The following is a 25,508-nucleotide window of genomic DNA, read 5'->3' as shown; positions in this document are numbered from 1 at the left end:
AAAACCACCACTCCCGTCACTTGACTCGCAGTGCTTGAACCGGCCGTTCGTTCGCCGCACGCCACGCTGGGTACAACCCACTGACGAGACTGATGAAGACGCCGAAGAGGACAGCAAACAGCAGATAGCCGACGGTTCTCAGGTTCGCGACGACGGGAAGCGTCACTTCAGGCACGACGAGATAGATACTGAGGGCGACTAATCCACTGATACCCGCACCGATAACGCCCCCGACGAACCCGAGCAACCCTGCTTCGACGAGGACTGTCCGAAGGATGTCCTCTCGCTGTATTCCCACGGCTCTGAGAACGCCGATCTCTCCACGCCGTTCTGAGACGCTCATCAACATCACGTTCAGAATACTCACGCCGGCGACGATGAGAGAGACGGCCCCGATAGCGATGAGGAACGCGTTCAAGAGGCCGAAAAACTGGTCGATTCGCTCGACGATACGTGACAGTTCGAGGACGCTGACACGCTCTTCGCGGGCGTTGAGCGAGGACCGGATGGCGTCTGCGGCGGCTGTTGCGTCGCTTCCGGACGCTGCGCGGACGATGACCTGTGTGTACGATTCGTCGGCAAACGCCGTTCGCGGAATCAAGACTGCACCGTCTGGTTGGAGGAGATTGAACCCATCAGACTCTTCGAGAACGGCGATGACGCGGTATTCGCGTCCTTCGATGGTAATAGTCCGGCCGACTTCGACACCGAGTTCGGTGGCAACGCCGCTTCCGACGATTGCGCCACGGCGATGGCGTTCGGGGAGTTCACCAGACCCCGCGACGAACAACTCACCGGGCCGTTCGACTGCATAGAGGGCGGCGAAGGTCTGCGCATCTCCTCGTTCGACCAGCGCCCCACCCGTGACGACGGGTATCACTGATGCTCCGTCTCCGACGACTCGCGTAATCGTCGTCACGTCTCTATCCGTCAGTCGCTCGACGCCTGCATCGGCGTTCGGTGAGACGATAATCTGGTCACCGAGGCCGCCGAGCGCGTCTGCGGCGGTGAGTTGGATGACGCTCCCGAGGATTCCGAGTGTCGCAATCGCGAACACGCCGATGATGATTCCGAGGATGGCGAGTGTCGACCTGAGGCCATTCCGAGCGAGGTTTCGTCTGGCGAGGTACACCGCCGAATCCAGCCCTGCTGTGAGTGTGGAGATTCGGCTGCGAATCTGGGTTCGACTCGTCATTTCGGATAGCGACGAATGCGTATCGCTCCAGCAATCGGGAGGACGAGGAGCGTAACGACGACGACCAGAGCGATGGCTTGCGTGGTTTCGTTGACCCCTGAGAGTGGCCACCGGGAGGTGCTCGCTGTTACTGTACTCTCAGATTCACCCGCGGAGGATTCGGCGACAGGTCCAGTGTGGCCACTTGCAACGCCACCCAGGGCACTCTCTTCAGCGTCACTCACGGAACCACCTCCAATGCCACTAGCGGCAGCCCCAACGAGGCTTCCAACTCTGAACCCGCCTGACTGGCCGTCGCTCGGCAGGTCGAACACTGCTTCTCGAACGACTTCGAACCCATCGACGGTGTACCGAACAGTGACTGTGGCGTTGGTTGCATCTTCCGTGGCAGTGCCCGTCAGTTCGAACGGAGCGAAGTCGTTCGGCGTGATGCGCCCTGCGAAGTAATCCTGTTGCGGATAGATGGGTTCGACAGTGTCGGTTCCGACGAGTTCGACGACGACACCCTCGGCGTCGCCGCGGCCTTGATTCGCGACGTTGCCGAGGACACGGAGTTCACCGTCGACGACAGTCACGTCGAGGTCGGTGAAGACGAGGTCGGCCACTGCCGGCCGGTAATCGATGGTCGTCGTGGACGTGCCCGACTGGATGCCGGCGCGGTACGTTGCCTGCAACGTGAGGGGCCCCGACTCGCGGACAGTTGTGAGGTCGAGCATCGCAGTCTCGGATTCACCGGGTTCGATTGGCCCCGGAATCGAGAGGCGAGGCAGTGACCCGCTCGGCCCAGTCGGTGCGACGACGATGTCTGTTATCGGTGCCGTCCCAAAGTTGGTGACGACGACGTCGAACTGACCGGTTGTGTCCTCGACTTCGCCGTCGGCCCCATCTGTGACGCCGCCACCAAACGCGGCACCTGCGCCGCCTCCGGCGAGTAACGAGGCGAGGTCAGGCCCGGCAGCTGTGTCTTCTCCATCACTGGCGGGTCTGAGCGTGAGTTGGACGTCGTCGGCAAACGTACTCACTGCCATCGGTGTACTGAGTGTCTGTGCTCGTTCAGTCCCCGAGGCAGTCGTGTAATTGACTTGCAGTTCGAGTGTCGTCTCGCCAGCGACACCGGGAACGACAGTCAGATTTCGAGTCTCGGTCGTCCCCGCTGGAAGCGTCGCGACAGCGGCAGTTCCGACGAGCGGTGTTCCTTCGACTTGCGTAACCGAGACGACGATATTTCGCATGTCTGCAGTCGTCGGATTGGAGAGCGAGACCTGGACACGTGTTTCCGCGTCAACGACAGCGTCGTCGATACGAACGCCGACGAGCGGAGGTGCGTCTTCGACAGCTATCGGGACGGGGCGTTCGATACGGACCCGGTCCCCGTCTTCATCAGTTCCCACAACTGTGAGCGACAGTGTCCGTGGCCCCGCCGTTGTGAACGTCAACGCGAGTGGAACGGTCACAGAATCTCCCGGCGAGAGCCCACCCAGATTCTCGGCGCGAACGCTCGTGTCGTCGACTGGGTCAGCGAGTCGAACCTCGTCGATAGTGGCTGACGACGGACTCCCGACAGAGTTCGCGAGAGAGACTGTGACGACGACTTGTTCGCCGACGACTGGTGTCGCTGGCGTCACCGTTGCGTCGCTTACTGTGAGTCGGGCGTCGGGGACGGCAGCAACGGGGGCGACGCTCGCAAAACACAGCATCACGATGATGGCGAGCGTGAGGGTGTAACCGCGGACCTGCATTGCGAGATGTTAGTGTCCAGTACAGTTAGCCATACCGCCGATAGTTGCCAGTACAGAACCTGAGACGAGTGTATTTGGATTCTCTCACGTCAGAACTGGATTACTTCGTCAGAACTGGACTCCTTCGTGAGAACTGAACTCTCACGTCGGAACTGTGCGCTCTCGTCAGTCTCAGATTTTGGGTTCGGCCACGCTCATTCGACTTGTTCTGAGAGTGTCTCGACGACGTTCGTGAGGTGTGGGTCGTCTGTGTGGCCGTGATGGACAGAAAGTGGCGAGACACTCACCTCACCGTCGACCATGCTCCGGCGGTCGGTCCCGACGGGGTACCGGTCACGATGCTCGTCACGGGGTGGGAATGGGTTCTCGTACCCAACCGTATCTGGCCACGAGACGTCTCGGAGTCTGACGAGCTGTTCGTCGTCACGGAGGCCATTGGACCGGTCACCGTCCGAAAGGAGTGCTGTATCGTCGTGATGGTCAACTTGCTGGTCGTAATCTGCGAGCGGACGAGTCACGCGCATTCGGGGACTTGGGACGTCGATTGGTGCGTTGACGTTCAACAGGTCGACAGTGTCGAAGCTTCCGACGCTGACGACTCGCTCGGTCAGTTCGCGAGCGATTCTGGCGGGCCGGGAGAAGTCGTACTCTTCGGGTGGATGACAGAAGAAATCGCGAGCGTGATAGCTCGAAACCGCAATCGCGGGCGTTCCGAGAAACGCTGCTTCGATACCGGCACCGACCGTCCCCGAGCGCCCGACGATGTAGTTTCCAGCGTTTGGACCGTCGTTGATGCCAGAAACGACGATGTCGAACGTCGTCTCGAGGCCACGAAGGCCGTAGGCAACGCAGTCTGCGGGCGTTCCTTCGAGGGCGTAGCCCCACGGATGTTCGCGGCAAACTGCGAGTTCGTTACGGGCGCGTCCAACTCCACTCTGGTTCTCTGCGGGGGCAACGACGGTCACCTCACCGAGCGCGGTGAGTTCTTCACGCATGGCGGCGATGCCGGGTGCGTCGATCCCGTCGTCGTTGGTGAGGAGAATCTGAAGGGTGGAAGGCGAATCGCTCATCTACGTTACAGCTATTCATCGGTAGTGGTAGTTGTTCCGAGTCTCGATTACGGAGTTCGAACTGAGTCAGCGATGGAACCGTCTTCGTCAGTATCTGGGGGTTGCTGGTCGAGACACCCGGCTCGAAGCATGTTGATACACTCAAATCACACCTCGAAGCGTCTCGATACACTCAAAATCACACCTCGAGGCATCTCGACACACTCATATCACACCTCGAACTACGACCAGTCCACGCTGAGCGCCGAACGTCTGATTCTGTTTCTGTAAATATTCGTCTGTGTGAGATAGTCACGATATCGTGAATATTGTTACAACGATGACTTTATGTAATTAAGTTCGTACTAACGAACGAATGAGCTCCAAACGAGTGCGACCGGCACTCCGGAAAGACGCCACCCTGGCCGTTAATTCCCCGTTAATTGGCACGAATCGGGCGTCTCTGTCGGAATCGCACCACTCCGGAGTCGAACTCGAACCGCAACTTTCCCCCTGCAGTTGGTCCCTGCGCTGGTTGTTGTGTGACACACAGCCGACTATCCATCGTCGCTCCTCCAGAACGACACCGGGAAATGAGACTGCTCGCGACAGCGACTCACTCCACTCGGAGGTGATGCTGACGTGAGTTCTGCCGTCGCGATGGCCGACGACGTCAAGTGGGACGATATCGGATTCGTCATCAGTTCACGGTACCGCGTCGACGTCCTCGAACGACTCGACGAAAGTCCTGCGACCCCCACGCAAATCGCATCCGACTCGAAACAACCCGTTGCCCACGTCTCACGGGCACTCCAGGAATTACGTGAGCGGTCACTCGTCGAACTGCTCGTCCCAGAAGATAGAAAGAAAGGCCGCGTCTACGGTATCACAGACGACGCCGAAGGTCTCTGGACGGTAATCGAAGGCCAGCAGATGGCCTAACCCGGTTCGGACGAACCATCCTCACGTAGGTTTCGACTACACCTACTTCCACACCCTCACTTACTTCGTCGGAATACGCTCACTTCCACGGTTGAGCAGTTGGTACGTCCGCTTCGCGATATTCATTCCAACACCCGCGGATTCGACGGTGTAGTACGGAACCAACTCGCCACCGAACTTCGACTTGTAGTCACAGAGACGCTCGGTGTTCGCGCCGACGAGGTCGTACTTCGTGACCGACTCGAGTGCGTCGTCGTGAGCGATGTCTTCGAGAATCTCCCAGTGGATGAGGTTGTTGATGCTGACGCCGCCATAACTACTGCGCGCTCCACCGATCCAGTAGTACCCGACCTCGTGGGAAAATGGGACGACGATTCCACTGAGATATTCTCCGTCCGGGTCGCGGACGATGTACACGCGGCAGTTCTCTCCCAGTCCCTCCACGACAGATTCGAGGAACTCCCACGGCATTCCGAACGCTTCGTCTTGTTCGTCGTATCGAGAGATGACGTCGTCGTACACCAATCGCGCGCCCTCGACACCTTCGTCTTCGACGGTGACGTCGAAGCCCTGTGCTTTCCGAATCTCTTTCCGCAGACTCGAACTGAATCGACCCTGGACCTCGTCGAGTGACTGTGAGGCTAAATCGATTCGGTAGGTAAACGCCGGCGTGACTGAGAATCCTGCCCATTCGAACGGTCTGGGGTCGACGTACGATGGTGAACAGAGGATTCGGATGAACGCCCGATTCGACCGGACGCCAAGTTCGTCCACGACGAGCTTAGAGAAGTCGTTGTTGATAGATTCGTAGACACTCTGTTTTGGGCTGTTCGGCATCATCACCGGTCCGATGTACGGAATTCCCATCGATGGTGGTGGGGAGACGAGCACCCGTCCGATCGCATTTTTGCGTTCGAACAGCGGGAGCAGTGCAACTGGTTGCTCGCCTTTGTACGCGCCGAGGAGATGCATCTCGCCGTCGAAGTGCTGGTCGATTGCACCGAGGACGGCGGACGAGTGGAATACGTCGACTCCTGTGTTCGGTAGCGTTTCGTCCCATTCGTCGAGGGTCAACTGTTCGAGGTGTAATTGTGTCATCTGTTATCTTTTGAATTGGCGTCTGAGAATACGCCTCCAGTAAGTGAATCACTTCTGGGAGTGGTGGTCAACGAGGGGATTGCTGCCAACATCCGCCGTGGCGCGAGTACGCGACGGGATTCGGCGAGTGTGGCGAGGCCTTCTCCGAGCCGACCTTTATACAGGTGGGCGGCCGCTCTGACCGGGAGTGACCCGTGTTCGATCTGGTAAAACGTGACCAGTTCGGGGTTGTACTTTCCTTTGTATCGGTTGAGGCGACGGTTGTTCGCGCCGACGAGGTCGTATCGAACGCAGCCATCGGCCTTTGCATCGCAGATTATCTGCCAGTCGATGAGGTCGTTCACGTCGGCGTTGCAGCTCTCTTCAGTGCGGACACCTCCCATCCACCGCGAGACAGTGGTGCCGTACTGGATGACGATGATGCCGCTGACGAACTCACCGTCTCGTTCGTAGACGTACGGACGAACCTGGCCGTCTGGGAGTTCGTCGTACAGGTCGCAGACGAACTCGGGTGGCACGTCGAAGGCTAAATCCTGTTCTTCGTATCTGCCTTCGACCAGCGAGAGTATCGTTTCGAGTTCGTCGCGCCCACCGACTGATATCGTTGCCGACGACTCGATTCCGTCTCTAATATTTCGCCGCGCGTTCCGACTGAACGACAACAACAGCTCGTCATCGTCGGGGGTCAAATCGACGTTGTAGGTGTACTTCGGCGTGACGACACACCCACCCCACTGGAACGCTCGCATGTCGGTGTAGTAATCGCCGACACGGAGGTGCGTGTACGCCGGGGAAATCTCACGATCAATCCAGTCGGCGCAGCCCTCGATGAACTGATTGCGTCGACGTTCGAGCTTTCGTCGTTTGATCGGGTCGGTGGTAATCATCACCGGCCCGAGGTACGGGACACCGATGTTGGGAGGTGGTGAGAACGCAGTACTGACCGGTCCTTTCTGTATCTCGAAAATCGGATAGAGGCCGATTGGTTGTTCGTTGTGAAACCCAACGAGTGGGTGGAGCGTCGAGTTCGAATGTGCTGCTTGCAGTTCGAGGGCGCGATACTGATGAAAGAGGCTCGCGTCCCCCGACCGTTCGACGTATCGGTCCCACTCGTCGCGTCGAGTTTCGTCGAACTCTTGAATGTGAATCGTCATGGTCTGGGAGGAAACTGGATGTCTTGGGGTGTCGTCGGCGGTGCCTCCCTTCCGGTCGCGTGGCTGACCATCGTACAGTCTCCTGAACCAATGGTCGTCGCTTCCGGCGGAAGGGCAACGGGGGACCCGTCTCGGGTCGTGCCCAGGTATATCACCACGCAAGACATTCTCGATTTGAGTTGACGTTGGGCCCGGGAATTGTTATGACGCAACTATACCACTGTCAGGGCTGTCGACCGGCGGTCAGGCAGTCTCTGACACCGTTTGGACGGCTTCGATTCCGAATCCGTGTGTTGCCTCACCAGTGACTCTCGTTGCCACGTATTCGGCGATTGCGTACGCCATCCACGCTTGCGCCCAGCGCATCAGGATCACCCGTTTGGTGTAGAATCGCTGTTTTCTGAAGTAGAACCGCCCGTCGTCGGGGACGTACATGTTGGCGAGTGTCCACTCGAGAATGCGCTCTGCCCTGTCGTACTGCCCAGCGTATGTGAAGACCAGGATACCCTGTGCCGCGGCGTGGATGTCCCTCGGATACGCGTTGTTCTCGTCGAAGTTGGGCGCGCCGTCGTCGAACAACTCCCTCGCATAGAACTCTAGTCCACGGGAAATCGTCTCGTCGTACCGTCCGGTACCGACGATGTGCTCGTACCGCTGGAAACACTCGATGATGAACCCGTTGTGGTGGCTGTCCATCGAGAGATGTGACGCAGTCGGTGGTTCGCGATAGTACCAGCCGCCCCGTTCGGTCTGTGTCGAAGCCACGAAGTCGAGTATCTTCTCTGCTCGGTCGAGCAGTTCCTCGTCACCGAACTCGTCGTAGAGTTCGACGAAGTAGCGCGCACCGAGGGCGATGGCGTTGAGTGTGTAACTGTCCTTCGGGTGCGATTGGTAGTAGTCCATAACCGCACCGTCGCCTCGTGGCCGGTAGTCGAGGTCCTCGACGGCGAGGTCTACGGCAGTCCGTGCGATGTCGGGGTACGCCGAATCGAACGACTTCCCGGCCAAGAGGGCTTTCACGCCGAACGATGTCGAGACGAGATTCGGTGAGTTCGGAATCTCTCCTCTCGGCCCGCTTCGACCGGTTGGGTGCTGAATTCTGTGTCTGTGACTGCCGCCGAATCCACTGAACCCCGTCACCTGATTGTCGACGAGCCATTTCGTCAGCGACTCCGCCTCTGCGAGATACTGCGCTGTGGATTCGTCTCCCTCGAACCACTGTCCGAGTTGTGCGCGTGTTCGATTCGCCATCGCGAACAGGGCGATTCCCTTGAAGTTTCGGCGTTGCTCGACGCGGAACAGCGGGCGGACGTTGACGGGCGACCGTTTGATAAACTCCTGGACAGCGAGGTTCAACACGAGGATGTCGGGCAACGACTGTAACACTCGACTGCTCAATCCGTCGCCGTAATCCCAGCCGTTGTAGTCTCGCACTCGCGCGTAGTCGAGAACGTCGTCGAGAACGTCGACGTACCGCTGGAGGTGGGCGATATCGACGGAGTTCTCGTGTGGTTGCTGTGTCGTCGTGGTGTGAATCATGGTAGGGCGGAAACTCCGCTCGCGGGGGGTTGTCTACTCGGGTAGAGCGTTGCGGATGGCTTTGTTATACAGCGAATATCGACCGACTGAAACGCCGTCTACCCTATCTACACTGCCTGCACCCTATCCGCCCTCTCCCCCACCTACGCCATCTAGGCCGCCTGTGGGACGCTCGTCTCCCCTTCGAGGAAGGTTCGATAGTAGTCACCGAGCGGGCCAACCCACGCACCTCGTTCGAGTGCGGTCTCGACGAGGCGGACGTACAGACGACGATAGCCGGGGAACTCGGCCTCATTGAAGTAGCGTGGATGCCACAGTGCCGTCAACACTGCCTCGTTTTCCTCGGCTTCGTCGAGGAGGCGTTCGCACGCTGCCCACGCAGCGTCGAAGTCCTCGCCCGGGTCTGGGAGTGAAACTTCCATCAGCGACAGCGGGAACACGACGAACTCGTCGTCGAATGGGTGGAGCGGTTGGTAGCCGTAGTCGAACCCATATTTGGTACTCGACCCGAGGCTTGCGTCATATTTGAGGCCGAGTTCACGGTGATACTGCCAGGTTCGGTGAGTCCGTCTGAGGTGATGTTGTCGGATTCCGAGTATCTCGTGACCAAGTATCGATTCGAGTTCTCGTTTCTCGGTTCTGAGCCGGTCGAAATCGTCACACGACCGGAACGACCCGTGCAGACCGACTTCCCAGCCGTCTGCATCGAGACGTCGAATCACGTCAACTATCTCGTCGTCGGTGATGTCGTATCGGCCGGCGTGTTCGAGCCAGTTTTTCGGGTCGAATAAGTCACCCAGTGACACTGTCTTCAGGAGACTCGGTTCGTTGAGGAAGTAGAACGACGAGCGAACTCCGAGGTCACGTTCGAGAGCCATAATTTCCTCGAACTGCCAGTACGGATTCGAGCGAGAGAGCAGCGTCTGGAGGTGGTACGGCGACCGTTCCGTTATCGCGTAGTAGAGCCCTTGATACGTCTTGTAGGGCCGGTCGACATCGTGAGTGAGACAGAGGGCGAACTTATTCATGATCTGTCGAGGATGCGTGTAGGGTGGTCAGTCGTGATGTCCGACTCTCGTGGTCGGTCGAAAGTACGTCGACGATTCGTTCGGCAGCGGTTCCGTCGCCGTACAGCGACGGTTTCTCGGGAAGCGACTCGGTCGACTGGAGTGCGGTTCGAATCGCATCGGTGTCGGCACCGACGAGGGTGTTCCATCCGGCGTCGACCGTTTCGACCCACTCTGTCTCGTCGCGAAGGGTGACACAGCGTTTGTCGAGGTAGAACGCCTCTTTTTGCACACCTCCAGAGTCTGTGGCGACGCGCTCGGCCCCGTCGAGCAGGCGGACGAAATCGAGATAGCCGACCGGTTCGACGAGCAGGATGTTCTCGTCGTCTGCAACCTGTGACCACAGTCCTGCTGCTTGGAGTGCGTTTTCTGTCCGGGGGTGAACTGGGAAGACGACCGGCCGTCCGGCGTCCGCGAGCCCAGCCATAATCGCTTCGAGCTTCGTGTGGTCGTCCGTGTTGCCGGCGCGGTGGACCGTCGCAAGGACGTACTCGTCGTCTTGGAGGTCCAAATCGTCGAGAATCGTCGAGTACTCTCGTGCCGGCTGCCGAACCGCGAGAATCGCATCGTACTGGACGTCGCCGGTCACGTAGACGCCGCCGTGGATCCCTTCGGATTCGAGCGTCGATGCGGCTGATTCGGACGGTGCAAACAGGAGGTCCGAACAGTGGTCGGTGAGGACACGGTTGACCTCTTCGGGCATCTCCCAGTTGTGACTCCTGAGCCCCGCTTCGACGTGGGCGACGCGTGGGTCTCGCTTCGACGCGACCAGTGCTGCGGCGAGCGTCGAGTTCGTGTCACCGTAGACGAGGACGATGTCTGGCGCTTCGTCAGCGATGACGGTATCGAGTCGCTGCATCATCTCGGCAGTCTGGACGGCGTGTGTGCCCGACCCGACACCGAGATTGTAGTCTGGTTTCGGAATGTCGAGTTCGTCGAAGAACACTCCAGACATCGACTCGTCGTAGTGCTGGCCGGTGTGGACGAGCACCTCGTCGTGTTCGCGTCGAAGCGCCGCCGAGACGGGGAACGCTTTGATGAACTGCGGGCGCGCGCCGACCACGGAGAGAACTTTCAATCGGGTCATCTGCGCTGCCCTCCACCAATCGTGTAGACCGAGTGGCCGATATCTCCGAGCGTGTCACGTCCGTCGACGACCACCAGATCGTCGAAGTCGCCCCACTCGATATCAGCGAACTCTTCGTGGGGTGTGACCATCACGACGGCATCGAGTGCGTGGTTCGAGAGGTCGGCGAGCGAGACGGGAGTCGCGCCGAACGAGGCGACCAGCTCGTCGTCGAGCATCGGATCGACTGCGAGCACTGTCGCCCCAAGTTCACGGAGTCGGTCGATGACGCCCGCCGCCGGGGTCGCGCGTGTTTCTGCGACGCCCGGTCGGTACGTCACGCCAAGCACAGCCACAGTTGCGCCATCGATACTTCGTCCCACGCGCGTGAGTTCGTCACGGAGTTTGTCGGCGGTGAACGCCGGCATACTGTCGTTTACCGCCCGAGCAGTCAGCAACAACGGCATCTCTTCGGAGACACGACTCGTGATGAAGTACGGGTACCACGGGATGCAGTGGCCACCGACACCCGGTCCGGGTTCGTGGATATGACTGTACGGTTGGGTGTTTGCTGCGTCTATCGTCTCTCGAACGTCGATGCCGAGGTCGTCACCCGCTCTGGCGAGTTCGTTCGCGAGTGCGATGTTGACGTCTCGGTAGACGCCTTCGAACAACTTCACCGACTCTGCTGTCGTGGCATCGCTCACCGCGATGACGTCGTTCGTGGTTAGCTCACCGTAGATGAGCGACGCGACGCGTGTCGCTTCTGCGTCCACGCCACCGACGATTTTCGGGTGCGATTCGGTGATATCTCGCAGTGCTCGCCCCGACGCGGTTCGCTCGGGACAGAACGCGACACCGAACTCCGAACGGGACACACCACTCTTCGCTTCGAGATGTGGGACGACGAGTTCGCTGCTCGTCCCCGGTGGGACGGTGCATTCGACGATGACCATGTCGCCCGGTTTGAGTCCCAGCGCGATGCTGTCGAGAACGGCTTCGAAGGCCGCCAGGTCTGGTTCACGGTCGTCGGTTAAGGGTGTCGGGACGATGATGACGTGAACGGTGGCTGATTTCGCCGCTTCGACGCTCTCTGTCGTCGCGCGGAGCGCACCACGCTCGACCTGTTCGGCGATGAGTTCCGGTAACCCGGGTTCTTTCGCGACGTGACACTCGCCGTCGTTTACACCGCGAACGACGGTGTCGTTGATGTCGACGCCGACGACGTTCCCCGACGACTGTGCGTAGACGCCCGCGAGTGGGAGACCCATCTTTCCGAGTCCGTAGACTGCCACCGGGACCGAACCCTCGCGGAACGCCTGTCGCTGGCCTGCCGGGGGGAGCTCCGAGTTGTAGAGTCCCACCATCGTGGTAATCATCGTGGCTCCTCAGTCGCTTCCATCGACTGTTCGTTCGCGTGCGCAGCCGCTTCGATGCGTTGTGCAACCGCGAGTGCACGGAGCCCATCTTCTGCGGTGACGACGACTGGGCCGCCGTTCATCGCCGCCTCGATAAACGACGTGAGTTCGTGTTTCAGTGGCTCGCCGGCCTCTATCATCGGCTGTTCCATGACGACTTCGTGGCGGAATCGGATGTTGCCGTTATCTCGCAGGTAATCGGGCCGAGACTGGCGGAATATCTGGACGGACTGGTTCAGGTAATCGACGCGGATGAGGCGGTCCCGTGCCGTGATGTCGAGGGTTCTGGTCTTCTGTTGGGTGAGGCGACTCGCGGTCAGCGTTCCGACGACGCCGTTGTCGAAGGTCAACTGTGCAGTCGCGTACTGTTCGTCTGCTGCGCTCGTCGCTGCGAGGTTCACGATATCCGAATCGACCAGCGAGAGGACGATGTCGATGTCGTGAATCATGAGGTCCATGATGACGCCGTCTCCAACGTCGCGAGTGAGTGGCGGGCCGAGCCTGTTGGCCGTAATCGCGATTGGCTCGACACCGTCGAGGATATCGTCGAGTGCACGCACGGCAGGATTGAATCGCTCGATATGACCGACTTGCAGTCTCACGCCGTGCCACTTGGCGAGTCCAATCAACTCTTCGCCCTCGACGATGTCGGCGACGAACGGTTTCTCGACGAGGACGTGAACGCCTGCTTCGATACACTGTCGTGTGACCGCTGCGTGATACGGCGTTGGAACGGCGACGGTGACGACGTCGACTCGGTCGAGGAGTTCGTCTATGGTGAACGCCTGCGTTCCGTATTCGGCGGCGACTTCCGCCGCTCTGTCGAGGTCGGCGTCAGCGACACCGACCAGTTCCACGTCTCTGAGTTCTGAGTAGACTCGGGCGTGGTTTACCCCCATCGACCCGACACCGATGACGCCGGCGGCGACTGGGGATATCACGTCACCACCTCGACGTACTGCGCGATGGTCTGGCCGACGCGCGCGACATCGTCTTCACGCAGACCCGGGTGGACTGGGAGTGAGAGGACGTGGGCTGCTGCTGCTTCGGCGACCGGTGCGGTCACCAACATGTGGGCGTAGGGTTGTTGTTTGTGAACCGGCTTCGGGTAGTAGACGCCCGTTGCGATACCCTTGGCATCGAGGTACGATTTGAGTGCGTCGCGCTCGACGCCGTCGCACTGGACGGTGTACTGGTGGAAGACGTGTGTTCGGTCCGCTGGGACGTACGGCGTCGTGACCGGGGCATCTTCGAGATACTCCGTCAACCGTGCGGCGTTCGTCTGTCTGGCCCGCGTAAACTCGGGGAGGCGGTCGAGTTGGACGCGACCGATGGCAGCCGAGATACTCGTCATCCGGAAGTTGTGGCCGACCTCCGAGTGTTCGTATCCGGAGACTCGGCCATGGTCGATGAACCGCGCCGCCCGTTCTGCGACGTCGTCGCGGGTGGTGGTTATCATCCCACCTTCGCTCGTCGTCATGTTCTTCGTCGGATAGAACGAGAAGCACGCGGCGTCTCCGAACGACCCGACGCGTTGGCCATCGACCTCTGCGCCGTGGGCCTGTGCTGCGTCTTCGATGAGGAGGAAGTCGTACGTCGATGCAAGTTCCGTGAGTCGGGTCATGTCGGCCGGGAGGCCGTACAGGTGGACTGCGATGACCGCATCGACTTGCTCGCCGGCTCGAAGTCGGGCTTCGAGTGCATCCGGGTCGATGTTGTACGTTCTGGGGTCGATGTCGACGAAGTCCACTTCTGCGCCGGTAAAGGCGACTGCGTTGGCCGTTGCGATGAACGTAAACGGCGTGGTCAGCACTCTGTCACCCGGACCGATGCCGAGCGCGTGGAGTGCCGCGTGGAGGGCAGTCGTCCCATTGGACGTCGCGACACCGTAGTCGGCATCGCAGTAGTCGGCGAACGCTCGTTCGAAGCCGCGTACTTCGGGCCCGTCCGCGATGATGCCGCTTTCGAGCACCGCCGCGATTCGGTCGAGTTCCTCTGTTCCGAGTTGTGGTGCTGCGATTGCGATTTTCTCGTCAGTCATCGTCGAATCCTGTTCTCCCCAGTCAGTGGTGCTGGTAACTCGCGATGCACTGCCGGTGCACCGACTGCGAGTGTCCGAGGCGGAACGTCGTCGACGACGACTGCGCCGGCGGCGACGAACGCTCCTTCACCGATTGTTACACCGGGGAGGAGCGTCGCGTTCGCCCCGATAGAGGCGTGGTCTTCGATAATCGGTCCGACGAGTTCCGTTTCGGTGCGAACCGGGTAGGGGTCGTTCGTCATCACGACCCCCGGGCCGACGAACACGTCGTTGCCGATGCGTGTGTTCGTCGGAATGTAGACGTTGGTCTGGATGCTGACTCGCGACCCGATAGTCGTCGTTCCATCGACGACGGACTGGGTTCCGATGAGAACCTGGTCACCGATGTCGGTCTGTTCTCTGACCAGCACGTTGTGTCCGGTGACGAAGTCGTCACCGATGGTTACGTCGTGGTAGATGACGCTCCCGGAGCGAATTCGCGCCCGGTCTCCGATGACTGGCGGTTTGCCGTCACCGTAGCCGATCGTTGCACCCTCGTCGACGGTAGAGGACACTCCCAACTCGACACTCATCGGCTGGTCACTCCGTCGAGGTGGTCGGTTCGAAACTGGAGTTGCGTTTCGGGACGTATCCGAGCCAGCGGTAAAATCATGGTATTCATAGTATTTCGGCGGGGAGTCTGCCTGCCTTGCTGAAAATCAGTCTCGGTAACGGCTTTGTTATGGAGTGATTGCTACCGAGTTTGGGGTGGTGTTCACCGCGTAACGCTCCGACGAATGTCGTTTACAGAGCGCTTCATCAGTGCGACTCCCGGGGCACCGTCACGTATCCAGAGACGAACTGCGCTTCCCACCAAGAGAAGTTCGAAGATGATGTACGCCCACGCTTCGGGGCGGCGAAGGTAGACGAGGAACCTGCTCAGGAAGTACCACGTCTGACTGAGGAACCCCACGCCAGACGATTCAGGCCCGTACGAAATCGGCCACAGGAACGACTGAAGCGCCCTGTAGTTCCCAAAAAAGAACCCGCTGTAAAAGAGGTCTGCTGGGATGTGCGAGAGATACCCAAGTGCAAACGCGACACCGACCACCGTCATATCGAATCGCCGGGCAACGAGGACGACGAGGAGTGCGAGCGGGATGGAGACGAAAATCGAGTGGGCAACCGAGATTCCGCTCGGAAGGAGCCCAATCGACCACGAGAGCGGTTTGTCCACGAGGTCTGGGAACTGTGTTCCGAAGACCACGGCGAGCGCCGCACGGCCATCGAGGCGTCTGTTCGTCGCTCTTGCCCAGAGTGAGACGAGGATGTACCCGACGGCGACGTGTTCCCACGGCCACATCTATTCGATACCTCTCTCATCGGCTCTCGTGTTGACGGCGGAGTACCTCGGTGACGTGTGGACTCGTGTTGACGCAGTGGGTTGGTGGAACATCTGGAAGGGCGCGGACGCTGTTGACTCGCCTGAAGGCTTCAGACGACTCTCACGCGGTGTAGTCTCGCGTAAGCGTACGTGTCACATCATCGAAAGCCGTTCGGTCGTTTTGTTATGGCGACTGTAACAGGCTGACAGCACCGTTTGCACACGTGGTGTCTCATTAACTGGGCGTTGTCGCAGAGTAGATGACGTATAACTACTCACACAGAGCGCATCTCTGTCGGCAGAGAGTATGCGCTACCTGTTCTTCACAAACACGCCCGCACACGTCCACCTCTACAAATATGCGGTCAGAGAACTCCAGCGGATGGGACACGACGTACTCATCCTTGGCCGGGACTACGGGTGTACCAAAGACCTGCTCGAATACTACGAGTTGCCACACAAAATCTACGGAGTGTGTGGTACGACCAAGTATTCGCTCTTCAAAAACTTGCCCGCTCACTACGTGAACATCTTCCGGGAAGTCCGGCGATTCAAGCCGGACCTCATCTTCGGGATGGGAGGCTACGCTGCACACGCAGGTGCCGTCTCGCGGACGCCTGTCGTCCTCGTCCTCGACTCGGAACCGACGTCACTCGACCACGTCGTCTCTCGCCCATTCGCGAAGGCCATACTGACGCCACACACGTTCGGCAAAGACCTCTCTGAGAACCACTACCAGTTCAGAGGGTTCAAAGAGACGGCGTATCTCCACCCCGACGTGTACGAACCGTCGGTCGATATTCGAGCGGAACTCGGACTCGACCCTGACGAAAAATTCGTCGTCGTCAGGTTCAACGCATTCGGGTCGCACCACGACGTCGGCCACCGTGGATTCACGCCCGAGCGTCGGGCCGAACTCATCGAGATGTTGAGTACGTACGCGACCGTGTTCGTCCTCGACGAGAGCGAAGAACGACGAGACGGCGACGTCGACACACGCCCGTTCGACTTCCACCCAGCACTCGTTCACGACGTGTTGGCCGAAGCAGAACTCCTCGTCGCGGACACCCAGACGATGGTCACGGAGGCCGCACTCCTCGGAACGCCCGCCATCCGGTCGAACTCGTTCGTCGGTGAGAACGACATGGGGAACTTCGTCGAACTCGAACAGCACGGCCTCATCTCCAACCTCAAATCGTTCGACGAGGTGATGGAACGGGCGGAGACGCTCCTCACCGACCCCGGCACGAAAGCAGTGTGGCAGACCCGTCGAGACGCCTTCCTCGCAGACAAGGTGAATCTGACCGACGTCATCGTCCAGGTGGCTCTCAACTACGGTTCAGTCGAACCAATCGAGTCGCTCTCCCGACACACGGTCCCAGCATAACCGTTCCACTCCAGTGGTAGATTTCCCGGCACTGACATCGACGCTTCCGTTCGAGCAATCGTCAACCGACCCATAACTAACCGCTTGACAGTCCAATTTTCGACACCGAACTGCCCGCTGAATACAGCTCTGGGCTCACTTTCACTATGAACGACAATACGAAACTCCTCATCGTCGGCCCTCGCGGGACCGGTGGTATCGACCGATACATCACAGAACAGCAACGATATCTCGAAGACCGGATGGACGTCCGCCTCTACACACGGTACGCTGCGCCGAAAGGCGAGGGTGTAGAACGGGCAGTGAGAATGATTCTGTCGTCGATTCTGGCCGTCTTCATGTTCCCGTTCCAATCCCGCCCAGACATCGTCCATGTCCACTCATCACACAAGTACTCGTTCTACCGGTCGGCGTTCTTCGTCCTCTACTCGAGTTACGTCTGGCGGGTCCCCGTCATCCTGCACATCCACGGGTCGTCGTTCGACGAGTTCCTCGAGACAGATTCGCTCGTGGTCCGCAGACTCCAGTCGCTCGTCTTCGACTCGGTCGACGACGTCGTCGTGCTCTCTGAGTATTGGCGCGGACTCGTCTCCCGACGCACCGACTACGACAAAGTGCACGTCATCGCCAACGCAGTCGAACCCGACGAGTACGAACCGACCTACCAGACAGACCCCGTCCACGTGGTCTTCGTCTCGAATCTCATCGAGCGGAAGGGAATCGGTGAGTTGCTCGAGGCGATCGAGGCGCTGGAGTCGATGCCACATCTCTCGTTCCACGTGAGTATCGGTGGCCGTGGCCCCTTCGCCGACCGTGCCGAAGCGGTCGCCGCAGCGTACGACAACGTCGACTATCTGGGCTTCCTCTCGGAGTCGGAAAAACAGAACCTGCTCAGTCGGGCGACGGTGTTCGTCCTTCCGACGTACGCCGAAGGGCTTCCGATCGCGTTGCTCGAAGGCATGGCCGGTGGAAATGCCATCGTGACGACGCCCGTCGGGAGCATCCCCGAAGTCGTCACCGACGAGCAGGGGATTCTCGTCACTCCGGGCGATGCCGAAGCGCTGACCGCAGCACTTGCTCGTCTCATCGACAATCCAGACGAAGCAGTTCGGATGGGCCGAGCAAACAGAGCGTTGGTCGAGTCCCGATACTCGTGGCAGTCGAACGCGGACAATCTCGTCGAAATGTACGCTGAAGCGAACTGAGTCTCTCTTTCCCTTTCTCCCTCTCCCAGACCCTCTCCCTCTTTCCCTTTCTCCCTCTCCCAGACCCTCTCCCTCTTTCCCTTTCTCCCTTTCCGTCTACTCGCTCACCCCGTCTCGACAGGAGTCGGTCAGTGAATCTTCGACGCGACAGTCGAGGAACAATACTCATATCCAACAGATACGAACCCGCCCGTGTGGACAATTTGAGTCGATTCTACGTCCGGTGGAAACTCATCGTGTACCTTCTTCCCGTCGTATTCATGGCTGCGGCGTTGGCCACTCGCGACACGTCGCTCACGGTGAGCGCACTGTTCATTTTGGGTGCAACCGCGTCAGTCGTGTATCTGTTCACTGACTACGTGAGCGATGTACTGTGACCTGCATGCGAAATGCGAACCTGAACTGATCGACGAACTCTACGGGCACTGAAATCGGTTCCCAGTGTGCTTTCAAACTCTCCGAGTCAGGACTGCGGAACCACCGACACAGAAAAAGGGTTTCTGTTGAAATCCTCTGGAGCTGATAGTTTTTCGAGGCCGTGCTGAATACAGGGCGCATAGTCAGCACGGCAGAATTTTGAATCTGGTCTATCTGAAAGTCAAAAGTTGACCTACTTCTCCCCTTCAGCTATAGGGATGAATGCCGCTACGAGTCCGACTTATCGCTAAGTACCAGCTCTAGAGCTGCCGGTTTCGGATGACCATTCAGCTGCCACGTGATTAATGTGGTTTCTATATGGGTGTCACTGTAATCTGTTTCCTTCTGTTCAATCGTGGCTGTCATCCGCAACGAATCTTCGCTGATGTCGGTGACTTTCGTCGTCAAGATTTGGTCTTCACGGAGAACAGCGTGGACAACTGATACAACGTGCGTAGAGTAATCAAGTGAGAAGTAACCATTCTCAGCAGGATCGAACACTTTCGTGCTACGGAAGTGTTCTCGCGCATCTGCAGAATTCTGAATGAGTACCCCATGTAGCGAACCTAGCTCTGTTGGTGCGTCGCTGAGGAGGGGTGAATCGGAGATAACGGTTGAAACCTGCCATGCATCGGGTGATTGAGTGAAGGTGTTGAAGACAGGTCGAACACACCCACTAGTTCCACTCACAGCAACAAGAGGAATCAAACGGAGGAAAGCTCGGCGTGTGGAGGTCATCAATTAAAAAGAGAGCACCATAGTGGCATAACAGTAACCACAATTCTGAAGTAAATAATCAGACCACCTCTGACGGAAAGTGGGGAGTTTCAATGAGCATGCTGAACTCACCCTCTGTCTGTGTCACGCCATTCCTGTCATACTCTGAGGATTTCAACAGAGCCAAAAAGGGGAATTGAAGGGGACTGACGCAGCGTGGTCAGGCAGTTGGCGTCGAGTCTTCAGTCGAGTGCACCGGGATTTCGGTCTCGGGACGGTCTGCGATCCGGTCGATGTACTTCTGGACCCAGAGCTCGCCGGTGACGATACCGGAGATCGTGCTCATGTGTTCTGCTTCACCAGTCAGTTCTTCGCGCTGAATCCGGCGAATCTCGTCGGCGTTGAAGTACGGTCGCTTCGCGGCCGCGTCGAGGAGTTCGTCGACCCGTTCGCGGAATCTGCGGTTCTCACGGTACCAGGTTCCTAACAGTGACCGGCCACCGTGTGCGTAGATGTCTCCGACGATTTTCTCACGGACCTGGTCGAACGAGGTGCTGACGACGAAGCCGGCAGCGTGTTGCCAGAGCGGTCGTTCTGGGGCGACTCTGGTCCGTTCGTATGGGATGTCCTCTAACCCGGCGTCGAGTCGGCGGACGAGTTCGAGTTTCGGGAAGGAGGTCCCTGCAGGGATGCTTCCGTTCGTGAATGGAATCGCCCCGATGCGATCCGAGAGCGGGAGTCTCGCAACTGCTTCGAGGAACTTCCTGTTGGCGTAGGGGACGCGAACGCCTGCTTGACTCTCTGGAATCGGGTTACTCGCGTACGTGAACCGTGGGTAGTAGTTCAGGAAGTAACAGTCCATCGCGGAGCTGTACTTGTCTGGTTGGTCGGCTTTTCGAACTTCTTCGCGGAACGACGTCATCGGGTCGAAGTCCGTCTCGAGGAGCCGTCGGGCGTCGTCGACGTCGGTGAAGTGCTTCGCCCGGTAGAGGGCTGCTTCAGGGGAGCCACTGAGTTCGATGGCTGGTCGAGACATGCCTTCTCCCAGCAGCTCGCCCTGTCCGGCCGCTTCCATCAGGACGTTGGGCATCTGGTCGATGTCGAACACTGACGAGAGGTTGAGGAACGTCGTGAGGCCGAGCATCCCACTCGTCAGCTGGACGGATTCGTCGAGACGGTCGACGAGTTGGTCGGGGCTGATGAGGACTCGTTCGTTCTTGACGCCGAGGACGTCCGCGATACTCTTTGCGTGTTCGAGGTTCCGACCGTGTGCGGGGTTGGAGTCGTACGTGAACGTGGTGAAATCTCTGTTTTTGCGCAGCGCAGCAGAGAGTGATCTGCTGTCGAGTCCACCGGAGAGGAAGAGCCCGATATCGCCGTCGACGGTCGCAGCCATGTCGGCAATTGCATCTTGGTACGCATCGACGAGGTCGTCGAGGTACGAATCGTCGGGGCTCTGGACGAACGTGTGTTTCCAGTACTGGGTCACTTCGGGCGCGTCACCGCCGGTGTATTCGAGGACACATCCGGACGGGAGGAAATTGATTCCCTGGACGAGCGTTCTGTCACCCCACACTTCCCCGATCATCATGAGGTCGCTGATGGAGCGTTCGTCTACCTGTGGGTCCTCCAGAAGCGAGGTCAGCACACCGACTTCTGTTCCGAACGCGAAGGGCTCTCCGTCGATGTAGAAGACCTGGCGGGTGCCTAGTTTGTCGCTGGCGATAACGACTCGTTCACTGTCGCCGTCGATGGCGACGATGAGGAACGTCCCGTCGATATCGGGGAGGAGGGCTTCCGGGTCGTCGAACATGTGTTCGAAGAGCTGGTCGATGTCGAGTCCGAGGTCATCGAGGTTGGTGATGACTCCGAAGATCAATCCTGCACGGCCGTCGTCTTCCCACGTCGTGCACCCGTTCGGGTCTTTTGCGCCGTGGTGAAGTACCGAGAGACCGATTCCATTCTTATCGAACGATTCTGACTCGTACCACTCTTCGTGGTGCATTTCAGCAACACACGAATCGACTGTCTCGGAGTCGAGGTGACCACCGACGAACCCGGTCATGACCGGTCACCAATCTGGGGCTGTTCTGCAACACTAATCGAGGCGATTGTGGATGGCATCGATGCTCAAACCATCGACAGTAGGACTCTTTGTTATCGCTGACCTATACATTCGAAAATCGGCACCGGGTACGGGTTATGTCTAGCCTCCCATCGATATCCCACACAGAGACTCGGCACGTGAATTGTGTCTGTTGAACACCACGTTGCTCTCGAATTGTCTGCTAAAAAAGCCTCCCACCCGAAGTAGTTGGCCACGGTTCTGTTTCGTTCAAGTGTGGTCCGCTGTTCAGGTGCCGTCCGTGGAGTTACGGAGCCCGTTCGACGTGTTGGTCGTCCGAAACGGTCCGCTCTTCGTCTGTGAACTCGGGGTCACGCTCGCCGTGACCTGTGTCGACTGTCGTCGCGATGTCACCTGACTGTTGGAGATGTTCGTTCATACCCTTGTCTAGCAGCATTGCGCCCACGAGCGCAATCGCACCTCCGAGCACGTGGGTCGTCGAACCGGATGACCTGTCTCGGCTAACAACCGCACGACTGAACCGGGCGACCCCCACGAGAAGGCTCACGACACCGAGGACGTACATGAGAACAGGTGCGACGTTCCCCCGGTAGAGATACTTCACGCGTAACCGCCAGAGGAAGTCTTTCAGGAGGAGGAACGAGAGTCCGGGGACGAAACTCGAGTACCGGATTCCACTCTCTTCGTCACCGTACCGAGCGTTCATCGGCACCGTCGCAACCCGCTTTTCGGCGACGTTCAAATTCACGAGCAGGTCGTTCAGGAACCCGTACTGGTCGTACAGGCGGTCGAACTCGAGCTCGTGAAGCGTACTGGCTGAGATGGCCGTGTACCCGTTCTGTGGGTCACGAATGTGCCAGTAGCCGCTGGCGATTCGTGTCAATCCCGAGAGGAGCGTGTTTCCGAAGAGACGCCACGGCGGCATTCCACGCCAGTACGACGGTCCACCGAGCCGGTCTCCGACCGCGTAGTCGGCCGTCCCATCCACCACCGGGTCGATAATCGACGTGAGAATCGCCGGGTCCATCTGCCCGTCGCCGTCCATGACGACGATAACGTCCATGTCGTCTTCGAGGGCGCGTTTGTACCCGGTCTTTACGGCAGCACCTCGCCCTCGGTTCGTTGGATGCCTGATAGCGATAACGCGTTCGCCTGTTATTTCGCCACCGTCGGCCGTCAATTGGGAAGGCTCTCGGTCTTGGTCGGTAGCACGCTGGTCGTTCGTACGTTGTACTGAGGGGTTGTTTGCGCGTGACGCGTGGACAGATATCTCGCGCCACGTGCCGTCAGTCGAGTGGTCGTCGACGACGTACGTTCGGTCGACGAACGCCGGTATCGTGTCGATGACTGTTCCAACGAATCCTGCTTCGTTGTATGCAGGGACGACGACGCCGATGGCGTTACCGAGGTACACTGTTGCCCTCCTGAATGTCCGTCGTCGTCCGTCTGGCACCGTGCAACCATGTGGCCGAAGCTAGCCGAACGTTCGGGGTGGAAACGAGGGACAGCGTAGATAGTGACATCGATAATTTCGACCGTAATTTGTGCTGTTGGAGACTTTGTTAATCGCGACAAACACTTTATAAAAAATGATGTTCTCGAAAAAATGAATATAAATATAACTCTACCAATACTCGGGTAAACGAGAATGTCTGTCTCTATATCCAATTAACGTTGACAGTCAGAATACCCTGATACTCTGTGTTTCCAGACAGTCAGACCCCCGAATCAGAAATTGAAGGCTTGACACGATTGGCTCAAAACGGCCGCCTCGGAAGCATTACTCGGGGATTATCGAACGAACGTTAATGGAATCCGGAGTAGAAAAATCGACCTCTCGAACATTACTTACGGTGACTGCTGGCACGAGTCGTCGGTTAGCATCCGCTGAACCAGTGGTGAGTCCAATCGGCAAATCCGGTGTTGCGTGGTCGAGACAGACTGAGTTAGGTCGTTGCTGTGTTGGTCGGCCGACGGTCTTCTGGGAGATGTCCAACCTCACCAGCCCGTCGGTCTTCTGGGTGTCTGCGGATGGCGACGTGGACGAGGAAGTGGAAGAACGGGAGTGGGTCGTCAGGATGCAGGAAGTCGAATCGCGGCTCGCGGACGATCGAAGAGACGACCTCCCAGAGTGATGTCGTGAGTCGTGGACGTTCGACGAGCGGTGAGTCGTCGTTGACCACGCTCATGAGATAGCCGAGTTCACCCCACAGGTAGTGACTCCCGGTGCCGAGGGCGTAGTCGGTTTCGACCAGGTGTTTCTGTCCTGTCGCCACCAACCAGTAGTAGAAGGGGAAGTCGGCACCGCTCCGCATTGCAGAGGGGAGTGACTGCCAGAAGCGAGGGTTCAGCTCGATTATTTTGAACTCGCCCGTCTCTGCGTCCTGAATGTATTCGATACACGCCAGTCCGTGCCACTGGAGATGGTCGAGCAGTGCTCGGCCGACTGCTTCGAGTTCCGGGATGTAGACCGCCGTCCGATAGACCCCGCCTCCACCGGTGTACGAGTTCCCACGAATCTGGCGGTGTTGGAACGTCGCAACTGCCTCCCCGTGGTCGTAGAGGGCGGCAAACATGTACTTGTCAGCAGGGCGAACGTAGTCTTGGACGATCGGGTCGTGGTTCATCTCCGTGAGAACCTCGTCGCGATTCAGGTCGTCGCCTGGTTGGACGTGGATAATCTGTTTGACGATATCGTAGTCTTCTGGCCCGAATCCGTCGACGTAGTCTCCGGCGAGAAGGTTGAATCGCGGTTTGATGATAGACGGCTGTTCGAACTCGTCGACTTCGCTGAGGAGTCGCGTCCGCGCCATCGGAACGCCCGCTTCCCGCGCCACCTCGAAGAGGCGTTTTCTGTCGTGGACCGACCGAAGCATCTCGAACGGTTGGACGACGACCCGAGCGTGGGCGGCGAACTCGTCGTAGTACTTCGAGAAAACGTACGCGTCTTCTGGACGAGTTGGGGCAATCACCTCGATATCTGGTCGCGCAGCGACAGCGACCAGCGCGTCTTTGTACCTGACGAGGCCGTCACTCGGGGCAGGGATTCGAACGAGTTCGTCACAGAATCGTGACGACCCGACGGGTGTGTCGTCGTGTTCGGACGCGACGACCGTCCGGATGCCATTCTTCCCTAACGACCGTACGATGGCGTAATACCCCGACGTGATGAGTACCGAACGAGTGTCGTGAGTACGTCTTCTCATGAACGACCTGTCACGTTGTGGGTGAATTACTATGAATTAACTAACACATTTCTCGCTCTGGCGTCCGAGAAACTGGTCGCCGTTTTCTCACGACGGCAACGAGTATCACCGTCCAGTCGAAACTGTGCGACTCCCTGAGTAGAACGTCATCGTCATCTCATCGTTATCTGTCTCATAACCACTCTCGATAACGACCGCTCCCGACTCTCTTGGACGAGAGAATGCGCTCGATTCGACACCCCACCTCGGATGTCGTAGACTGGTCGAACGTGAGTCTGCAAGGATTCCCTGCACCTTCTCGAATACGTCCTGCTGGTCGCGGACCGACGCCTCGAAACTGTGTGGGTTCTGGTCGAAAATGGGGGTGGGGACCTTGGACCGTCGGGTGCCCGACTAGAGGACGTCGTCGTCGAGGCCACCGGGGTCGCCGGCAGTATCGAACAGGTTGTTCTGCGCGCTCTGGACGAAGTCGGATTGGACACCACCTTCATCGTCGACGGGTGCACCGTAGGCGTCCATCCCCATCGAGAGGAGTTCTTCGACGGCCTGTTCTTCACTGATGAACTCTTCGTCGACGAGTTGTTCGAATTCTACGAGCAGTTCGTCCGGGAGGTTGACCTCTACGACGGGCATATCCCGGGGTTCGTGCTCAACGTACTTTAGCAACCGGGTGTCACGGGACAGAGTGAACGGCCATCAGTGGCCCACCTGTTTCTCGTCATCGTCGGCGACGTGTCCGTAACCACGTGTATTATCAACTCTCGTTCGGTCTGTCAGGACACGCGACTGTGTGGAATTCGAGAATCGATAGCGAATCCC

21 protein-coding genes are annotated in these 25,508 nt (G+C 58.7%); 4 read left to right on the top strand and 17 right to left on the bottom strand.

Going from position 1 to position 25,508, the window contains the following annotated elements:
- Positions 1-16 precede the first annotated feature (16 nt).
- From ACK3SC_RS17435 to surE, 3 genes are all read right to left on the bottom strand, one after another.
- Complete coding sequence (locus tag ACK3SC_RS17435; protein WP_416841520.1) at positions 17-1,195, bottom strand: ABC transporter permease; 1,179 nt, start codon at positions 1,193-1,195, stop codon at positions 17-19.
- Positions 1,192-2,934 (bottom strand): hypothetical protein, encoded by a 1,743-nt coding sequence (locus ACK3SC_RS17430; RefSeq protein ID WP_416841519.1) that lies wholly within the window; start codon positions 2,932-2,934, stop codon positions 1,192-1,194. Before ACK3SC_RS17430 ends, ACK3SC_RS17435 begins: the two co-directional genes overlap by 4 nt.
- A gap of 194 nt (positions 2,935-3,128) precedes the next feature.
- The gene (gene surE, locus ACK3SC_RS17425; protein ID WP_416841518.1) at positions 3,129-4,004 is read right to left on the bottom strand and encodes a 5'/3'-nucleotidase SurE; all 876 of its coding nucleotides are present in this window, start codon (positions 4,002-4,004) and stop codon (positions 3,129-3,131) included.
- A 639-nt stretch (positions 4,005-4,643) separates the two neighbouring features.
- On the opposite strand from surE, the gene ACK3SC_RS17420 reads away from it, so the two are divergent.
- On the top strand, positions 4,644-4,925 hold the full coding sequence (locus ACK3SC_RS17420; protein WP_416841724.1) for an ArsR family transcriptional regulator: 282 nt from the start codon (positions 4,644-4,646) through the stop codon (positions 4,923-4,925).
- A gap of 60 nt (positions 4,926-4,985) precedes the next feature.
- Here ACK3SC_RS17420 and ACK3SC_RS17415 read toward each other — a convergent pair whose 3' ends face one another.
- The 10 genes from ACK3SC_RS17415 to ACK3SC_RS17370 all read right to left on the bottom strand — a co-directional run bounded on the left by ACK3SC_RS17415 (position 4,986) and on the right by ACK3SC_RS17370 (position 15,650).
- Complete coding sequence (locus ACK3SC_RS17415) at positions 4,986-6,023, bottom strand: lipid II:glycine glycyltransferase FemX (protein ID WP_416841517.1); 1,038 nt, start codon at positions 6,021-6,023, stop codon at positions 4,986-4,988.
- Entirely contained in the window at positions 6,020-7,177 is a 1,158-nt protein-coding gene (locus ACK3SC_RS17410) for a lipid II:glycine glycyltransferase FemX (RefSeq protein ID WP_416841516.1), read from the bottom strand. Before ACK3SC_RS17410 ends, ACK3SC_RS17415 begins: the two co-directional genes overlap by 4 nt.
- 243 nt (positions 7,178-7,420) lie before the next feature.
- The gene (locus tag ACK3SC_RS17405) at positions 7,421-8,716 is read right to left on the bottom strand and encodes an antibiotic ABC transporter permease (protein WP_416841515.1); all 1,296 of its coding nucleotides are present in this window, start codon (positions 8,714-8,716) and stop codon (positions 7,421-7,423) included.
- Between the two features lie 152 nt (positions 8,717-8,868).
- Entirely contained in the window at positions 8,869-9,744 is an 876-nt protein-coding gene (locus tag ACK3SC_RS17400; protein WP_416841514.1) for a polysaccharide deacetylase family protein, read from the bottom strand.
- On the bottom strand, positions 9,737-10,870 hold the full coding sequence (gene wecB, locus ACK3SC_RS17395; RefSeq protein ID WP_416841513.1) for a non-hydrolyzing UDP-N-acetylglucosamine 2-epimerase: 1,134 nt from the start codon (positions 10,868-10,870) through the stop codon (positions 9,737-9,739). The genes ACK3SC_RS17400 and wecB overlap by 8 nt, the downstream gene beginning before the upstream one ends.
- Positions 10,867-12,228: a nucleotide sugar dehydrogenase gene (locus tag ACK3SC_RS17390; RefSeq protein WP_416841512.1), complete on the bottom strand. Its 1,362-nt coding sequence runs from the start codon at positions 12,226-12,228 to the stop codon at positions 10,867-10,869. Before ACK3SC_RS17390 ends, wecB begins: the two co-directional genes overlap by 4 nt.
- Positions 12,225-13,208, bottom strand: coding sequence for a Gfo/Idh/MocA family oxidoreductase (locus ACK3SC_RS17385; RefSeq protein WP_416841511.1), 984 nt, complete (start codon positions 13,206-13,208; stop codon positions 12,225-12,227). Before ACK3SC_RS17385 ends, ACK3SC_RS17390 begins: the two co-directional genes overlap by 4 nt.
- Entirely contained in the window at positions 13,205-14,308 is a 1,104-nt protein-coding gene (locus ACK3SC_RS17380) for a DegT/DnrJ/EryC1/StrS family aminotransferase (RefSeq protein WP_416841509.1), read from the bottom strand. Before ACK3SC_RS17380 ends, ACK3SC_RS17385 begins: the two co-directional genes overlap by 4 nt.
- Positions 14,305-14,880, bottom strand: a complete 576-nt coding sequence (locus tag ACK3SC_RS17375) for an acyltransferase (protein ID WP_416841508.1) — start codon at positions 14,878-14,880, stop codon at positions 14,305-14,307. Before ACK3SC_RS17375 ends, ACK3SC_RS17380 begins: the two co-directional genes overlap by 4 nt.
- Before the next feature lie 182 nt (positions 14,881-15,062).
- Positions 15,063-15,650 (bottom strand): metal-dependent hydrolase, encoded by a 588-nt coding sequence (locus tag ACK3SC_RS17370; protein ID WP_416841506.1) that lies wholly within the window; start codon positions 15,648-15,650, stop codon positions 15,063-15,065.
- 328 nt (positions 15,651-15,978) lie between these two features.
- On the opposite strand from ACK3SC_RS17370, the gene ACK3SC_RS17365 reads away from it, so the two are divergent.
- From ACK3SC_RS17365 to ACK3SC_RS17355, 3 genes are all read left to right on the top strand, one after another.
- Positions 15,979-17,058, top strand: coding sequence for a DUF354 domain-containing protein (locus ACK3SC_RS17365; RefSeq protein ID WP_416841505.1), 1,080 nt, complete (start codon positions 15,979-15,981; stop codon positions 17,056-17,058).
- A gap of 146 nt (positions 17,059-17,204) precedes the next feature.
- The gene (locus ACK3SC_RS17360) at positions 17,205-18,263 is read left to right on the top strand and encodes a glycosyltransferase family 4 protein (protein ID WP_416841504.1); all 1,059 of its coding nucleotides are present in this window, start codon (positions 17,205-17,207) and stop codon (positions 18,261-18,263) included.
- A gap of 194 nt (positions 18,264-18,457) precedes the next feature.
- On the top strand, positions 18,458-18,640 hold the full coding sequence (locus ACK3SC_RS17355) for a hypothetical protein (RefSeq protein ID WP_416841503.1): 183 nt from the start codon (positions 18,458-18,460) through the stop codon (positions 18,638-18,640).
- Between the two features lie 977 nt (positions 18,641-19,617).
- On the opposite strand, the gene ACK3SC_RS17350 is transcribed toward ACK3SC_RS17355, so the two are convergent.
- From ACK3SC_RS17350 to ACK3SC_RS17335, 4 genes are all read right to left on the bottom strand, one after another.
- Entirely contained in the window at positions 19,618-21,462 is a 1,845-nt protein-coding gene (locus tag ACK3SC_RS17350) for an asparagine synthase-related protein (RefSeq protein ID WP_416841502.1), read from the bottom strand.
- A gap of 307 nt (positions 21,463-21,769) precedes the next feature.
- The gene (locus ACK3SC_RS17345) at positions 21,770-22,897 is read right to left on the bottom strand and encodes a glycosyltransferase family 2 protein (RefSeq protein WP_416841501.1); all 1,128 of its coding nucleotides are present in this window, start codon (positions 22,895-22,897) and stop codon (positions 21,770-21,772) included.
- A 532-nt stretch (positions 22,898-23,429) separates the two neighbouring features.
- Positions 23,430-24,689 carry a carboxylate--amine ligase gene (locus tag ACK3SC_RS17340; RefSeq protein ID WP_416841500.1) on the bottom strand — a complete coding sequence of 420 codons (1,260 nt, stop codon included), beginning with the start codon at positions 24,687-24,689 and terminating at the stop codon, positions 23,430-23,432.
- Positions 24,690-25,082: 393 nt separating this feature from the next.
- Positions 25,083-25,322 (bottom strand): DUF7120 family protein, encoded by a 240-nt coding sequence (locus tag ACK3SC_RS17335; protein WP_058572429.1) that lies wholly within the window; start codon positions 25,320-25,322, stop codon positions 25,083-25,085.
- Between the last annotated feature and the right edge of the window lie 186 nt (positions 25,323-25,508).

This window comes from Haloferax sp. DFSO52 (assembly GCF_048158745.1).
Lineage (GTDB): Archaea > Halobacteriota > Halobacteria > Halobacteriales > Haloferacaceae > Haloferax.
The sequence above is the reverse complement of the archived record's forward strand: the minus strand, read 5'-3'. Positions and strand labels throughout refer to the sequence as shown.

What these genes read in the sequence shown, in the direction of transcription:
- ACK3SC_RS17435 (WP_416841520.1), bottom strand. Translation starts at nt 1,195, where the DNA reads ATGACGAGTCGAACCCAGATTCGCAGCCGAATCTCCACACTCACAGCA.
- ACK3SC_RS17430 (WP_416841519.1), bottom strand. Translation starts at nt 2,934, where the DNA reads ATGCAGGTCCGCGGTTACACCCTCACGCTCGCCATCATCGTGATGCTG.
- surE (WP_416841518.1), bottom strand. Translation starts at nt 4,004, where the DNA reads ATGAGCGATTCGCCTTCCACCCTTCAGATTCTCCTCACCAACGACGAC.
- ACK3SC_RS17420 (WP_416841724.1), top strand. Translation starts at nt 4,644, where the DNA reads ATGGCCGACGACGTCAAGTGGGACGATATCGGATTCGTCATCAGTTCA.
- ACK3SC_RS17415 (WP_416841517.1), bottom strand. Translation starts at nt 6,023, where the DNA reads ATGACACAATTACACCTCGAACAGTTGACCCTCGACGAATGGGACGAA.
- ACK3SC_RS17410 (WP_416841516.1), bottom strand. Translation starts at nt 7,177, where the DNA reads ATGACGATTCACATTCAAGAGTTCGACGAAACTCGACGCGACGAGTGG.
- ACK3SC_RS17405 (WP_416841515.1), bottom strand. Translation starts at nt 8,716, where the DNA reads ATGATTCACACCACGACGACACAGCAACCACACGAGAACTCCGTCGAT.
- ACK3SC_RS17400 (WP_416841514.1), bottom strand. Translation starts at nt 9,744, where the DNA reads ATGAATAAGTTCGCCCTCTGTCTCACTCACGATGTCGACCGGCCCTAC.
- wecB (WP_416841513.1), bottom strand. Translation starts at nt 10,870, where the DNA reads ATGACCCGATTGAAAGTTCTCTCCGTGGTCGGCGCGCGCCCGCAGTTC.
- ACK3SC_RS17390 (WP_416841512.1), bottom strand. Translation starts at nt 12,228, where the DNA reads ATGATTACCACGATGGTGGGACTCTACAACTCGGAGCTCCCCCCGGCA.
- ACK3SC_RS17380 (WP_416841509.1), bottom strand. Translation starts at nt 14,308, where the DNA reads ATGACTGACGAGAAAATCGCAATCGCAGCACCACAACTCGGAACAGAG.
- ACK3SC_RS17375 (WP_416841508.1), bottom strand. Translation starts at nt 14,880, where the DNA reads ATGAGTGTCGAGTTGGGAGTGTCCTCTACCGTCGACGAGGGTGCAACG.
- ACK3SC_RS17370 (WP_416841506.1), bottom strand. Translation starts at nt 15,650, where the DNA reads ATGTGGCCGTGGGAACACGTCGCCGTCGGGTACATCCTCGTCTCACTC.
- ACK3SC_RS17365 (WP_416841505.1), top strand. Translation starts at nt 15,979, where the DNA reads ATGCGCTACCTGTTCTTCACAAACACGCCCGCACACGTCCACCTCTAC.
- ACK3SC_RS17360 (WP_416841504.1), top strand. Translation starts at nt 17,205, where the DNA reads ATGAACGACAATACGAAACTCCTCATCGTCGGCCCTCGCGGGACCGGT.
- ACK3SC_RS17350 (WP_416841502.1), bottom strand. Translation starts at nt 21,462, where the DNA reads ATGACCGGGTTCGTCGGTGGTCACCTCGACTCCGAGACAGTCGATTCG.
- ACK3SC_RS17340 (WP_416841500.1), bottom strand. Translation starts at nt 24,689, where the DNA reads ATGAGAAGACGTACTCACGACACTCGTTCGGTACTCATCACGTCGGGG.
- ACK3SC_RS17335 (WP_058572429.1), bottom strand. Translation starts at nt 25,322, where the DNA reads ATGCCCGTCGTAGAGGTCAACCTCCCGGACGAACTGCTCGTAGAATTC.